Origin of the sequence: Streptomyces sp. NPDC087859 (genome assembly GCF_044742595.1) — a bacterium.
GTDB lineage: Bacteria > Actinomycetota > Actinomycetes > Streptomycetales > Streptomycetaceae > Streptomyces > Streptomyces canus_F.
This window is the reverse complement of the sequence record NZ_JBIUUU010000020.1, coordinates 18,559-31,663: the sequence shown is the minus strand read 5'-3', so window position 1 is coordinate 31,663 and position 13,105 is coordinate 18,559. Positions and strand designations below refer to the sequence as shown.

The 13,105-nt window shown below is 69.1% G+C and carries 10 protein-coding genes; 4 read left to right on the top strand and 6 right to left on the bottom strand.

From position 1 onward, the window contains the following. Window positions 1–2 precede the first annotated feature (2 nt). A complete protein-coding gene (locus ACIOHP_RS38725; protein ID WP_401894804.1) occupies window positions 3–1,523 on the bottom strand; it encodes a glutamate--cysteine ligase in 1,521 nt (506 codons plus the stop codon). A 551-nt stretch (window positions 1,524–2,074) separates the two neighbouring features. Here ACIOHP_RS38725 and ACIOHP_RS38720 point away from each other — a divergent pair. From ACIOHP_RS38720 to ACIOHP_RS38710, 3 genes are all read left to right on the top strand, one after another. Then, window positions 2,075–2,659: a hypothetical protein gene (locus tag ACIOHP_RS38720; protein ID WP_361547331.1), complete on the top strand. Its 585-nt coding sequence runs from the start codon at window positions 2,075–2,077 to the stop codon at window positions 2,657–2,659. Window positions 2,660–2,938: 279 nt separating this feature from the next. Further along, window positions 2,939–3,145 carry a DUF5999 family protein gene (locus tag ACIOHP_RS38715; RefSeq protein WP_046258677.1) on the top strand — a complete coding sequence of 69 codons (207 nt, stop codon included), beginning with the start codon at window positions 2,939–2,941 and terminating at the stop codon, window positions 3,143–3,145. Window positions 3,146–3,356: 211 nt separating this feature from the next. Beyond that, window positions 3,357–4,403 (top strand): LacI family DNA-binding transcriptional regulator, encoded by a 1,047-nt coding sequence (locus tag ACIOHP_RS38710; RefSeq protein ID WP_401894801.1) that lies wholly within the window; start codon window positions 3,357–3,359, stop codon window positions 4,401–4,403. A 99-nt stretch (window positions 4,404–4,502) separates the two neighbouring features. Here the strand turns inward: ACIOHP_RS38710 and ACIOHP_RS38705 are convergent, their stop codons facing one another. From ACIOHP_RS38705 to ACIOHP_RS38685, 5 genes are all read right to left on the bottom strand, one after another. Then, a complete protein-coding gene (locus ACIOHP_RS38705) occupies window positions 4,503–5,549 on the bottom strand; it encodes an endo-1,4-beta-xylanase (RefSeq protein WP_401894798.1) in 1,047 nt (348 codons plus the stop codon). A 56-nt stretch (window positions 5,550–5,605) separates the two neighbouring features. Next, window positions 5,606–6,433: a carbohydrate ABC transporter permease gene (locus tag ACIOHP_RS38700; RefSeq protein ID WP_401894796.1), complete on the bottom strand. Its 828-nt coding sequence runs from the start codon at window positions 6,431–6,433 to the stop codon at window positions 5,606–5,608. Continuing rightward, window positions 6,430–7,428 (bottom strand): sugar ABC transporter permease, encoded by a 999-nt coding sequence (locus tag ACIOHP_RS38695; RefSeq protein ID WP_361493605.1) that lies wholly within the window; start codon window positions 7,426–7,428, stop codon window positions 6,430–6,432. Before ACIOHP_RS38695 ends, ACIOHP_RS38700 begins: the two co-directional genes overlap by 4 nt. A gap of 6 nt (window positions 7,429–7,434) precedes the next feature. Next, window positions 7,435–8,730 (bottom strand): extracellular solute-binding protein, encoded by a 1,296-nt coding sequence (locus ACIOHP_RS38690; protein ID WP_361493607.1) that lies wholly within the window; start codon window positions 8,728–8,730, stop codon window positions 7,435–7,437. A 217-nt stretch (window positions 8,731–8,947) separates the two neighbouring features. Further along, a complete protein-coding gene (locus tag ACIOHP_RS38685; RefSeq protein ID WP_401895090.1) occupies window positions 8,948–10,441 on the bottom strand; it encodes a glycoside hydrolase family 43 protein in 1,494 nt (497 codons plus the stop codon). A gap of 573 nt (window positions 10,442–11,014) precedes the next feature. On the opposite strand from ACIOHP_RS38685, the gene ACIOHP_RS38680 reads away from it, so the two are divergent. Beyond that, window positions 11,015–12,973, top strand: coding sequence for an amino acid transporter (locus tag ACIOHP_RS38680; RefSeq protein WP_401894793.1), 1,959 nt, complete (start codon window positions 11,015–11,017; stop codon window positions 12,971–12,973). Window positions 12,974–13,105 lie beyond the last annotated feature (132 nt).

The following is a 13,105-nucleotide window of genomic DNA, read 5'->3' as shown; positions in this document are numbered from 1 at the left end:
GTTCACCCCAGCGGCACCGGCTCCGGCAACCCCACCGGCCACGTGTGCACCGGCTCGCCGAGGTGCATCAGCTCGGCGTAGCGCCGGGTCGTCGCGGCGAGTGCGGCATCACGGTCGAGACCCGACTCCAGGGCCCGGTGGAACGTCGCGGCCTGCCAGGTCGCCCCGTTGGCCCGCCGTCGGCACCGCTCGTCGATCACGCCCAGGTACAGGTCGCGGTCCGCGGGTTCGACCCCCCACGCGTCCAGGCCCGCCGCCGCGAGCGGCAGCAGTTCGTCGCGTATCAGGGTGACGGCGTCGACCTGGGTCAGCCCGCCGCCGTACCGTCCGCGCCGCGGCCAGTCGAAGCGGGCCTCGATGCCGTGCTCGCAGGCCGCGTCGAAGTTGGCGGCGGCGGCCTCGAAGGGCAGCCGGGTCCACACCGGCCGGGATTCCTCGGCGAGGGCGCGGACCACGCCGTAGTAGAAGGCCGCGTTGGCGATGACGTCGGTGACGGTGGGCCCCGCGGGCAGGACCCGGTTCTCCACCCGCAGGTGCGGGACACCGTCGGCGATGCCGTACACCGGCCGGTTCCAGCGGTACACGGTGCCGTTGTGCAGGACGAGTTCGGCGAGCGAGGGGACGCCCCCCTCGTCGAGTACCCGCAGCGGATCCTCGTCGTCGCAGATCGGCAGCAGCGCCGGGAAGTAGCGCAGGTTCTCCTCGAACAGGTCGTGCGCCGAGGAGATCCACCGCTCCCCGAACCAGGTCCGCGGCCGCACACCCTGCGCCTGGAGCTCGGGCGGGCGGGTGTCGGTGGACTGCTGGAACAGCGGCGGCCGCGACTCGCGCCACAGCTCACGCCCGAACAGGAAGGGGGAGTTGGCTCCTACGGCGATCTGCGCGGCGGCGACGGCCTGCGCCGCGTTCCACACGTCGGCGAAGCGGCCCGGGGTGACCTGGAGATGCAACTGCACGGAGGTGCAGGCGGCTTCCGGGGCTATGGACTTCGAGGTGCAGACGAGATGCTCGATCCCGTCGATGTCCAGGACGAAGTCCTCGCCCCGGGCGGCCACGATCTGTTCGTTGAGCAGCGCGTAACGGTCGACGTCCGAGAGGTTGGAGGACACCAGGTCGTCCCGGTCCAGAGTCGGCAGAATGCCGATCATCACGATGCCCGCGTCGAGCTCCCCCGCTTTTCGATGGGCATACGCCAGCGAGGTGCGGATTTCTTCGGCGAGCCGGTCGAATACCCGACCGCCCAAGGGATGTGGGGCTATGTTGACTTCCAGGTTGAACATGGCGAGTTCTGTTTGGAAATCTCGGCTTGCGATACGCTCGAGAACCTGCGCATTCAACATTTTCGGCATACCGTCGGCACCGGCGAGATTCAATTCGATCTCCAGCCCCATGAGGTTCTTCGGGCGATCGAACCGCTTCTCGGCCAGCAGCCGCTCCAGTCCCGTCAGGCACTTGCGGAGCTTGGCGCGGTAGAGCTGCCGATCGGACAGGTCGAATCGGCCTGCCGCGACCTTCTCCCCCATCGAAGCTTCCCTCCTTGGATGGGCGGACCGAAGATCCGGCCGCCGGTGTCGGGTCACGTGGGATGATGCCCAGTCGAGACGATCGATAACGTCCCGCACGGCCTCGGCGCCCGCTACGCTGTCGAAAGTGACCGGCGGCACATTCACCGGGCATGCGGCACCGTGCAGTTTCGGGTTCCCCGCCCGCCTCGTGAAAAACGCCGACGAGAATTGGCCGACCGCGCCCTCGGTATTCAACGAGGTCATCGCCGTACCGTCGCCAAAAATCGGGATGATTCCCACGTATCGCCGACCGAATGGACCCTTGCTGTTCACGTCGGAAACGGGTAGACGAAACACCGTCTGAACACGTGTCGTATAAACTCCGCGAACGAGGCAGAAGGTTGGCGCCGACAGTCTGTTGATCCTGTCGTCGAGGTGACGTACGACAGGTCTCACGCACACCCCACGCACCCATGACCCGGCCCCCGCCTCTCTGACCCCGCGAGCTGACAGCGCCGTCCGCCCACGCCCGCGCGCCACTGTGCCTGTCGAATGAGAGGCGACCCACCATGCCGCTGCATGTCCCCCCGGCTCCCGCGCCCGCACTTCGCTCCGTCCTCACCGCGCTCGGTTCGCCCACCGCCGTCCGCGAGGCCCGCACTCCCTCCCTGCGCACCGCCCAGGGACCCGCGACACCCGAACTCCCACTGCCCGTACACGTACTTGACGAGATCACCGCCGCGGGCGCCTCCGCCACCCGACTGACCGGGTGGCGTTTCCTGATCCGCTGCCAGGAGCGTGCGGTGGCCGCCGCCGAGACCCGGCTGACCCCGGACGGCTGGGCCTTCTCGCACTTCTTCGAGGGCCCCTACATCGCCTCCACCGAGCGTGCGCTGCGTCAGGCCGAGACCATGCAACAGCCTTACCAACCCCGCCTGCTGTCGGTCCCGGGCCTCTACATGCTCACCCTCTGGCTGCACGGCGACCTCACGGCCGACGGCGCCACCGGCCATCCCGCCGCCACGGATCTGCTGGTCCCGCTGGCGCCCGCGCCGCCCGGAATCGCGGCCCACCGGCCGCACCGCGTCGCCGAACTGCTGCCGGTGCTGACCCACCGCGCGACTCCGGCCCCGCTTCTGGGACAGCTCGCCTGACCTCTTCGACTAAAGGGCTCGTACGAGCGAAATACAGCTCGTACGAGCCCTTTTCATGCCCGCACCCCGTCCGGACTAGCCCCATCCGACCATCCCGAACCACCCGAAGAGACAGTGCAGTTGGAATGAACCGTCCGCGCGGGTGATGCGTCATGAACCTGTGAGTAGCGGTGCTGCCAAATCCCTGCGGATTGACGCCCGTAGGGCAACACTGGTTCCGACCGACTTATCACAACGGGGGCAGCGATGAAAACCACGACAAAGCGAAAGATCCCACCAATGTGCCAGCACCAGCCGCCGTGTCCGACAGCCGAATCCGCCGACCGGGAGTCCGCCCGACTCATGGCGCACCACCCGGAGCAGGGATGGAGCCTGCTGTGCAACGGCGTTCTGCAATTCGAGGACACCGGTGAGCTCCTGCCCGACGGCAAGATCATCGCCCCGCACCGCCCCATGGGCACCGAACAGGTGATGACCGCCGCCTGAGGGCGCTGCCGGGCGGTGGGACCGACCGCCCGGTGACTTGAGGGGCCGGCCCGCAGACCTGTGCTGCGAACCGGCCCCGACGCATGTCCGGGGGCGATCACTCCGTGTAGTTCCGCATGCGGAATGCGCTGTTCTCCCTGACGCACTTCCCACGGGCACCCGTTTTCCGGAAGACTCCTGGAAGTTTCGATCCGTCGACGGAGGTGGGGAGTTGACAGCACACGAGGTCGACACCGAGGGGGCGCCCGAGACCGGGGGCCGGGTCACGATCACCGAGATCGCCCGACAGGCCGGCGTCTCCGTGCCGACCGTCTCCCGGGTCGTCAACGGCCGCTCCGACGTGTCGCCCAGGACCCGGGCCCGCGTGGAGGAACTGCTCCGCCAGTACGGCTACCGCAAGCGCCCGAGCACCTCCCCCAGCGGTGCGGCCCTGCTCGACCTGGTCTTCAACGACCTCGACAGCCCCTGGGCGGTGGAGATCATCCGCGGGGTGGAGGAGATGGCGCACGCGGCCGGTGTCGGCACCGTGGTCTCGGCGATCCACGGCCGCTCCGGCGACGCCCGCGAGTGGATGCGCAACCTGCGGGCCCGCGCCTCCGACGGCGTCATCCTGGTCACCTCGGTCCTGGAGCCGATGCTGCACGAGGAGTTGCGCATCCTCGGCGTCCCGCTGGTCGTCGTCGACCCGGCGGGCTCCCCCGCGCTGGACGCCCCCACCATCGGCGCCGCGAACTGGTCGGGCGGCATGGCGGCCACCGAGCATCTGCTGTCGCTGGGCCACCGCAGGATCGGCCTGATCTCGGGCCCGCCCCGCCTGCTGTGCTCCCGAGCCCGCTTCGACGGCTACCGCGCCGCCCTGGAGGGCACGGGGCTCACGGTCGACGACTCCCTCGTCGTCCCCGGCGACTTCCACCCCGAGTCCGGCTTCGAGGGCTGCAACGCGCTGCTGGACCTGCCCGAACCGCCCACGGCGATCTTCGCGGCCAGCGACCAGATGGCGCTCGGCGCGATCGAGGCACTGCGCAGACGCGGGCTCCGGGTCCCGGAGGACATGAGCCTGGTCGGTTTCGACGACCTTCCGGAAGTCCGCTGGTCCGCCCCGCCGCTCACCACGGTCCGTCAACCGCTCGCCGACATGGGCAAGCTGGCCGTCCGCACGGTGCTCAAGCTGGCCCGCGACGAGCAGCCGGACTCGCCGAGGGTGGAGCTCGGTACGGAACTGGTGGTCCGCGCGAGCACCGCACCCCCGGCGCGCTGACCCGGCACCGGCCCGGCGGTGAGCCACACCGCCGGGCCGGGCCGCACCCCGGCGGACTCCCCTCCGTGCCCAGCCGCCGGGCGTCTCATCGCCGTACCGCTACTTCTTGAGCGCCTCCTTGATCGCGAAGTAGGCGGGCTTGGGCCGCAGTTGCTCGTCCCACGGCAGCGCCGCGCCCTGGCCCTCGAAGAACGCCGGGATCCAGGAGTATTTGTCGGTGTAGTCCCAGAGCGTGATGCCGACGCAGCGGCGCACCGCGAGGCAGGCATCGGTCAGATCCCGGTACCACTGGGCCTGTGTGGCCAGCTTGGTCTCGTCCGCGGGCAGGATCATCCGGATGTCGACCTCGGTGAGCGCGGTGTCCAGGCCGAGCCTGGCGAAGCGCCGCAGATTGTCCTCGAGGGTGGTCGGATAGCCGTACTGGAGCGCGAGGTGCGCCTGGAGGCCGAAGCCGTGCAGCGGGACGCCCTGCGCCTTCAGCTCCTTGGCCAGCTTGTAGTAGGCGTCGCTCTTGGGGCCGACCGCCTCCACGTTGTAGTCGTTGAGGTAGAGCTTGGCCTTCGGGTCGGCCTGGTGGGCCCAGCGCAGCGCGTCGGCGATGTAGCCGGGGCCGAGCGTCTTGTAGAAGATCGTCTCGCGGTAGGTGCCGTCCTCGTTGAAGGCCTCGTTGACGACGTCCCAGGCGTAGATCTTGCCGCGGTAGTGCCGTACCTCGGTCTGGATGTGCTTCTTCAGCACGGCCCGCAGTTCGGTCGCCGTCCACTCGCGGCTGGTCAGCCAGTCGGGCAGCTGGCTGTGCCAGACCAGGGTGTGGCCGCGTACCCGCTGGTGGTTGGCGCGAGCAAGGTTCACGATCTCGTCGCCCTGGGAGAAGTCGAAGACACCCTGCTGGGGCTCGGTGGCGTACCACTTCTGGCCGTTGCCGGGGGTGATCATGTCGAACTCGCTGCCGAGGATCGCCTTGTAGGGCTCGTCGACGAGTTCGGGGTTGTCCGTGGCGCTGCCGTAGTAGCGGCCGTGCCGCTGGGCGAGCTCGGCGAGTGTGGTCGGCTTGTCGTGCGCCTGGGCGGGCACACCGGTTCCGACCCCGGCGGCCATCAGGGCGACGGCGAGGGCGCCGACGAGTCTGAGACGGTTCTTGCGCATGGTGCGACTCCTCACGTGCGGGTGTGTGGGTGAGCCGTACGAACTCCCGGCGCGGGTCATCCCTTCGTTGCGCCGGCGGTGAGGCCGCCGACGAGCTGGCGCTCGGCGACCGAGTAGAAGGCGAGGGCGGGAACCATCGCGAGGACGAGATAGGCGAAGACGCGGGCGTACTCCGCGGAGTACTGGCCCTGGAACTGCTGGACGCCGATGGGCAGCGTCCACCAGGTGTTGTCGGTGAACACCAGCAGCGGCAGCATGAAGTTGTTCCAGCTGGTGACGACGGCGAGCACCGAGACGGTGCCGAGTGCGGGCCGGGCCATGGGCAGCAGCACCCGCCAGAAGAAGCCGAAGGAGCTGCACCCGTCGAGGGTGGCCGCCTCCTCCAGTTCGCCGGGGATCTCCCGGAAGAAGGCGCGCAGGATGATGATGGTCATCGGCAGCCCGAACGCGGCCTGCGGCAGGATCACGCCCAGCGGGTTGTCGAGCAGGCCGAGGTAGCGCAGCAGCAGGAACAGGGGCAGCGCGGCCACCGCGAAGGGGAACATCAGCCCCATCGTGAAGAAGGTGAACAGCACCTCCCGGCCCCGGAACGCGAAGCGGGCGAAGGAGAAGGCCGCCAGCGCGGACACCGCGACGACGAGCACGGTCGTGGCGACCGCGATCAGCGTGCTGTTGCCGAGCAGCTTCCAGAAGTCGCTGCCGCCGAGGATGTCGGTGTAGTTGCTCCCCAGCCAGCGCTTCGGCAGTCCGAAGGGGTTGCTGGAGAGCTCGTCGGTGGACTTGAAGCCGGACAGCACGGCGTACACCAGGGGGACGAGCATGACCACGCCGACGGCGACGAGGATGAAGTGCAAGGGCAACGTACGGGCGTTCCTGCGGCTCATTTCCCGGCCCCCCTCATCGTGGTGGTGGCCCCTTCGAGGTCGCGGCGGAGCACGAACCGCTGGTAGGCGAGGGCGAAGACGAGGCAGATCCCGAACATGACCACGCTGATCGCGCTGGCGTAGCCGACCTGGTAGCGCTTGAAGCCGTACTGGAACATGGTCACGGCCATGGTCTCGGAGTGGTGGTCGGGGCCGCCCTGGGTGATCACCCACACCAGGTCGAAGAGCTGGATCGAGCCGATGACGGCCAGGAAGACGCTGATGCGGATGGTGGGCGCGAGCAGCGGCAGGGTGACGCTGCGGAAGCGCTGCCAGGCGCTGGCGCCGTCGATCAGCGCCGCCTCGGTCAACTCCCGCGGGACGGACTGGAGTCCGGCCAGCAGGAGCATCATGTGGAAGCCGAAGTACTTCCAGGTCATGACGATGAACAGGGTCGCCATCACATACGACTGATCGGCGAACCACTCGCCGCCGACGCTGTCCAGGCCGATGCTGCCGAGGAGATGGTCGGCCAGACCGTCGTCCGGGGCGAACACCATGCTGAAGAGCACGCCGGTGATGGCCTCGGACAGCACGTAGGGCGCGAAGAACAGCATCCGGTAGACGGCCCGGCCGCGCAGCCGCTGGTTGAGCAGGACCGCCATGGCGAGCGCGAACGGCAGCTGGAGCGCGAGGGTGAGGACGACCAGGACGAGGCAGCGCCACAGGTCGCCCAGGAAGACCGGGTTGTCGAAGAGGTCGGTGAAGTTGTCGACGCCGACGTAGTCCTCGGGCATCCCGAAGCCGCCCCAGCGGAAGAAGGCGGCGTACAGCGCGAACAGCATCGGCAGCAGCACGAGCCCGGTGAAGAGGACCAGGGCGGGCAGCTGGAAGCCCATCGCCGTGAGCCAGTTGAGGGCGCGCCGCCGGGCCCGCCCCCGGGCCCTGACGGTGTCCGGGGGCGGGGGCTCGGCGCCGGGGCCGCTCCGCTTGTCTGCGAGGAACGTGGAGGTCATCGCCTGCTACTGCTCTTCCTTCGCGGACTTCGTGATCGACTGGGCGACCTGCTCGGGGGACTTGGAGCCGGCTATGAGCGCGGCCACGCTGTCGTTGACCTCCTGGCCGACGGCGGGGGCGTACGCCTGGTCGAGGTAGAGCTGGAAGCCGGTGGCGGCGTTCAACTGTGTCTGTACGGCCTTGATGTTGGGGTCGGAGATGGCGCTCTCGGCGCCGGGGACCACCGGGAGGGTGCCGGTCTTCTTGACCAGTTCCAGGTCGGTGGCCTCGGAGGCGAAGAACTTCAGGAAGTCGACGGCCGCCTGCGGGGCGTCCCGGCGCAGGGCGTGCCCACCGCCGCCGCCGAACACCTCGGTGATGGTGCCCTTGCCGCCCTCGACCGCGGGGAACGGGAAGAAGCCCAGGTCCTTCCCGAGGCCCTTGCCGGAGTCGGCCTGCACGCTCGGGGCCCACTGGCCCATGAGCTCCATGGCCGCCTTGCCGTTGCCGACGGTGGCCGCCTGGCCGGTCGGGGTGGAGTAGGCGGCGTTGAGGTAGCCCTTCTGGAACGGCTCGAGATCGACGAGGGTCTTGAGGTGAGCGCCCGCCTGGATGAACTCGGGGCCGGTGAAGTCCTTGTCGTCATAGGCCTTCTGGAGGGCGCTCGCACCGGCGGTGCGCATCGCGAGGTAGGCCCAGTAGTACATGCCGGGCCACTTCTCCTTGCCCGCGAGGGCGATGGGGGTGATGTTCTTCGACTTCAGCTTGCTGACGGCTTCGAGGAACGCGCCCCAGGTGGTGGGGGGTTCGGCGATGCCGGCCTGCTTGAAGAGCGCCTTGTTGTACCAGAAGCCGATCATGCCGATGTCGAACGGGATGCCGTACACCTTGTCGTCGAGGAGGTAGGCCTCCTTCGACACCTTCAGCAGACTGTCGGCCCACGGCTTCGTCCTGTCGGTGAGGTCCTCGACGAGACCTGCGTCGACCTGCTGCTTGAGGACGCCGCCGCCCCAGGTGTGGAAGATGTCGGGGAGCTTCCCGGAGGCGATCAGTGCCGTCATCTTCGACTTGTAGGCGTCGTTCTCCAGTTGCACGATCTTCAGCTTGACCTTGGGGTTCTGGGCCTCGAACTTCTTGGCGAGGGCCGCCCAGACGCTCTTGGCCGGCTCGGTGGTGGAGATGTTCCACCACTCGATGGTGGTCGTCCCGTCGGACGACCCCTCATCATCCGAGTCACCGCAGCCACTCAGTGCGGTCATGCCCAGACCGGCCGCGGCGGACGCCGCCAGGAAGCCGCGGCGGGACAGTGCCGGGTCGCCCATGGTGTGCTCCTTGGGTACGGGACGGGGCGTCTGCGCCCGTCCGCTGGACCGAAAGTTTCGGAGTTGATCCAGAAAGGTTCGTTGATGCCGCACCCTAGAGACAGCTGCCAAACGGTGGCAACCCCTTGTACGCGGTGAATCTGCGGCCGACTTCCCCGGCGTCGGGGCCGGTTGGCACCGATCGGCCCGGACCGAGAGTTTCCGACGCTTTCCGGAACTACGGCTGCGGCTCGGGCACATACTCGAACCAGTCGAAGGCCGCGCTGCCCTCGATGACGTACATCCCGACCACCCGCCCGGTGAAGCCACCGGCGACCTGCGTGGACAGATAACGGCCGTCGAGTTCGGCGAGCCGTACGCCGTCGATCCCGAGCGCCACCACGTCGGGGCCGCCTGCGCGAACTCCCGGCTCCTCCTGTCCAGTTGGGGGCACCAGTGAGTCCGTACGGACCTCCACGGTGAGCGTGACCGGCCCCGGCTCCACCGTCCGCCGCGCGAGGCACTGGCGCACCGGGCCGATCCGCGCGAACACGGCCGCCTCTCCCCCGGCGACCTCGATGTCGTAGTGATGCGCCTCGTCGAGCCTGACGGAGAGTCCGGCGCGCCCCGACCCGGGGTCCAGCCGGGCCGCGAACCGGCAGTCGTGGTGCTGCTGACGGCGCCCCACGAAGGTGTGCCCGGGCCGGTCGAGGCTGGCGCCCGCCGCCCGCAGGGTCAGCCATCCCGGCCGCTCCTCCAGCGACCACGAGCCGTCCGGCCTGCGGCGCGGGGAGATCCAGTGCGGGGCCAGGTCGGCGGCGTCGAAGTCGTCCCGTGCGGGCGGTGGTTCCACGGCGTGCCAGGCGGCCGGCGCCGGGTGCCGCTCGAGCACCGGCTCCGCCCTCGGCCAGCCGTCGACCCACTCCACCGGGGTCAGGAACGTCTCGCGGCCCAGCACGTGGAAGGACGGGAAGTAGCCGCGCGGGCGGGTACCGAGGAGCACCATCCACCAGGTGCCGTCGGCCGCCTCCACCAGGTCGGCGTGGCCGGTGCACTGGACGGGCAGACCGGTGCTGCGGTGGGTCAGGATCGGATTGGCCGGGGCCGGTTCATAGGGCCCGCGCGGCGACCGCGCCCGGGCGATCGAGACGCTGTGCCCATGGGCCGTACCGCCCTCGGCGACCAGGAGGTACCACCACTCACCGATGCGGTAGAGGTGCGGTGCCTCAGGGTCCTGCATGCCCGACCCGGACCACACCGGAAGCGGTCCCTCCAGCACCTTGCCGGTCCCCGGGTCGATGCGCGCGACGGCACAGCCGGCGACGGCGACCCAGCAGGAACCGTCCTCGTCCCAGGCCAGGTCGGGGTCGATCCCGGCCAGGTCGAGCCATACGGGATCGGACCAGGGCCCCTCGGGACGTTCACTGGTGACGATGAAGTTGCCGCGGGCCCCGACATTGGTGGTGATCAGGTGGAAGCGGCCGTCGTGATGGCGCAGCGTGGGCGCGTAGATACCCGCCGAGGCGGGCAGGTCGTCGGGCAGCTCCAACTGCCCGGGCCGGTCGAGGACATTGCCGATCTGCCGCCAGTGCACCAGGTCACGGCTGTGGAAGAGCGGCACGCCCGGGAAGTACTCGAAGCTGGAACAGACGAGGTAGTAGTCCTCCCCCACCCGGCACACACTCGGGTCCGGATGGAACCCGCCGATCACAGGATTGCCGTACGTCCGCATGTGCGTCAGTCCCTTCGAGCGTCGCACCATGGCGAAACTTTCGGATGATCTGGCGAACGTTACGGAGTCGCACTGTAGGTGGCCAGAGGACCGGCGACAAGACACCGGGGCACAGGCCCACGCCCCCGGCAGGGACGGACGGGCGGCCAGAGCAGACGGGTTACTCCTTCACGTACGGCGGTCGCTCACGGTTCTGTCCGAGCCCGCCCGCGATCGCCGACCGCTGGTGGCCTTCCACCTCGAAGTCCCCGACATCGACGGGGCGTTGGCGACCGACGCCACCACCATCCCGCCAAGAACCGCTCCGCGCACGACTCACGACGTACGACATGACGCTGGGTGTCCGCCACCGCCACCCCGCCCCCCTCACTCCCCACAACGCCGCGATCCGCCCCGAGTCCGCCCCTACGCTCCCGTCTTGTCGTGGAGCGGCCATCCGCGAGGCCAGTCTTAACGGAAGCTTGACGCCCCCAGCCCCCTCATCCGTGGGCCCTGACGTCACTCTCCGCTTACGCTGATGCGGCCGTCCAGGTGATGGCCGGAACCACACGCTTGAGCCGCACAGGAGCCCCGATGGCCACCACCGAACACGCGCCGCCCGGTCGGCTGCGCGCCTGGATGCTGGAAGGCCTGTCCGACATGGGCAAGGGCGACCACGGCCGGCCGGCCCGGCCCACGGAGCCCCAGCCGGAGCCGGAGGGCCGGCCGTGGTGGCGGGTCATGTGCCTCACCGGCGTCGACTACTTCTCGACCCTCGGCTACCAGCCCGGCATCGCCGCCCTCGCGGCCGGCCTGCTCTCCCCGATCGCGACCATCGTCCTGGTGATCGTGACCCTGGCGGGCGCCCTGCCCGTGTACCGCCGCGTGGCCGAGGAGAGCCCTCACGGCCAGGGTTCGATCGCGATGCTGGAGCGCCTGCTCACCTTCTGGAAGGGCAAGCTCTTCGTCCTCACCCTCCTCGGCTTCGCCGCCACCGACTTCCTGATCACCATCACCCTGTCGGCCGCCGACGCCTCGACCCACCTCGTCGAGAACCCGCACCTGAACAGCGCCCTGCACGACAAACAGCTGCTGATCACTCTCATCCTGGTCGCCCTGCTCGGCGCGGTGTTCCTCAAGGGCTTCCTGGAGGCGATCGGCGTCGCGGTCGTCCTGGTGGGCATCTACCTCGCACTGAACGTCGTCGTCGTGCTCGTCGGCCTCTGGCACGTCGTCACCGCCGGACACGTGGTCACCGACTGGTCGACCGCCCTGACCAACGAGCACGGCAATGTCTTCGTGATGATCGGCGTGGCCCTGATCGTCTTCCCCAAGCTCGCCCTCGGCCTCTCCGGGTTCGAGACCGGCGTCGCCGTCATGCCGCACGTCAAGGGTGACCCCGGCGAGACCGAGCAGAACCCGGCCGGCCGGATCCGCGACACGAAGAAGCTGCTCACCACCGCCGCCGTGATCATGAGCTGCTTCCTGATCGCCACCAGCTTCATCACCACCCTCCTGATCCCGGAGAAGGAGTTCGAGTCCGGCGGCCAGGCCAACGGCCGCGCCCTCGCCTTCCTCGCCCACGAGTACCTGGGTGGCGCCTTCGGCACGGTCTACGACGTCTCGACGATCGCCATCCTGTGGTTCGCCGGCGCCTCCGCGATGGCCGGCCTGCTGAACCTGATGCCGCGCTACCTGCCCCGCTACGGCATGGCCCCGCACTGGGCCCGGGCCGTCCGCCCGATGGTCATCGTCTTCACTCTGATCGCCTTCCTGGTCACCTGGATCTTCGACGCCGACGTCGACGCCCAGGGCGGCGCCTACGCCACCGGCGTACTGGTCCTGATCAGCTCCGCCGCGATCGCGGTGACCATCGCCGCCCGCAAGGCCGGCCAGCGCAACTGGACCATCGGCTTCGCCGTCATCTCGGCGGTGTTCCTCTACACGACGGTCGTCAACGTCATCGAGCGCCCGGACGGCGTGAAGATCGGCGCCTGCTTCATCGCCGGCATCATCCTGGTCTCCCTGCTCTCCCGTCTGGCCCGGGCCTTCGAGCTCCGCGTGACGAGCGTGACGCTCGACCCCATGGCGGAACGTTTCATCAGGGACATCGCCAGCCGCAAGATCCGCTTCATCGCCAATGAGCCCGACCAGCGCGACAAAGCCGAGTACCGCGACAAGATCGAGCAGATCCGCGAGGACAACGACATCCCCGGCCAGGAGGACTTCGTCTTCGTGGAGGTCACGGTCCTGGACCCCTCCGAGTTCGAGGCGGGCCTGACGGTACGCGGCGAGGTCCTCCACAACCGCTACCGCGTCCTGACCCTGGAGTCCTCCTCCATCCCCAACGCCCTGGCCGCGCTCCTGCTCCACGTCCGCGACACGACCGGCTGCACCCCCCACATCTACTTCGAATGGACCGAGGGCAACCCCTTCGCCAACTTCCTCCGCTTCTTCCTCTTCGGCCAGGGCGAGGTAGCCCCCGTCACCCGAGAGGTCCTCCGCGAGGCAGAACCGGACAGGGCCCGCCGCCCGAGGGTGCACACGGGCTGACGGTCGAAGAGACCGGATGCCCAGACCACACCCGCGCCCGCGCTGCCATAGAAATCGCGTCATTCTTCAACGGAACGACGTCAGAGCACCGCCAGTGACGGCACACCCACCCCCGTCCCGCCCTACCGTCGA

Coding starts and splice junctions, on each gene's coding strand:
- ACIOHP_RS38725 (WP_401894804.1), bottom strand. CDS start 1,523: ATGGGGGAGAAGGTCGCGGCAGGCCGATTCGACCTGTCCGATCGGCAG.
- ACIOHP_RS38720 (WP_361547331.1), top strand. CDS start 2,075: ATGCCGCTGCATGTCCCCCCGGCTCCCGCGCCCGCACTTCGCTCCGTC.
- ACIOHP_RS38715 (WP_046258677.1), top strand. CDS start 2,939: ATGTGCCAGCACCAGCCGCCGTGTCCGACAGCCGAATCCGCCGACCGG.
- ACIOHP_RS38705 (WP_401894798.1), bottom strand. CDS start 5,549: ATGCGCAAGAACCGTCTCAGACTCGTCGGCGCCCTCGCCGTCGCCCTG.
- ACIOHP_RS38700 (WP_401894796.1), bottom strand. CDS start 6,433: ATGAGCCGCAGGAACGCCCGTACGTTGCCCTTGCACTTCATCCTCGTC.
- ACIOHP_RS38695 (WP_361493605.1), bottom strand. CDS start 7,428: ATGACCTCCACGTTCCTCGCAGACAAGCGGAGCGGCCCCGGCGCCGAG.
- ACIOHP_RS38690 (WP_361493607.1), bottom strand. CDS start 8,730: ATGGGCGACCCGGCACTGTCCCGCCGCGGCTTCCTGGCGGCGTCCGCC.
- ACIOHP_RS38685 (WP_401895090.1), bottom strand. CDS start 10,441: ATGCGGACGTACGGCAATCCTGTGATCGGCGGGTTCCATCCGGACCCG.
- ACIOHP_RS38680 (WP_401894793.1), top strand. CDS start 11,015: ATGGCCACCACCGAACACGCGCCGCCCGGTCGGCTGCGCGCCTGGATG.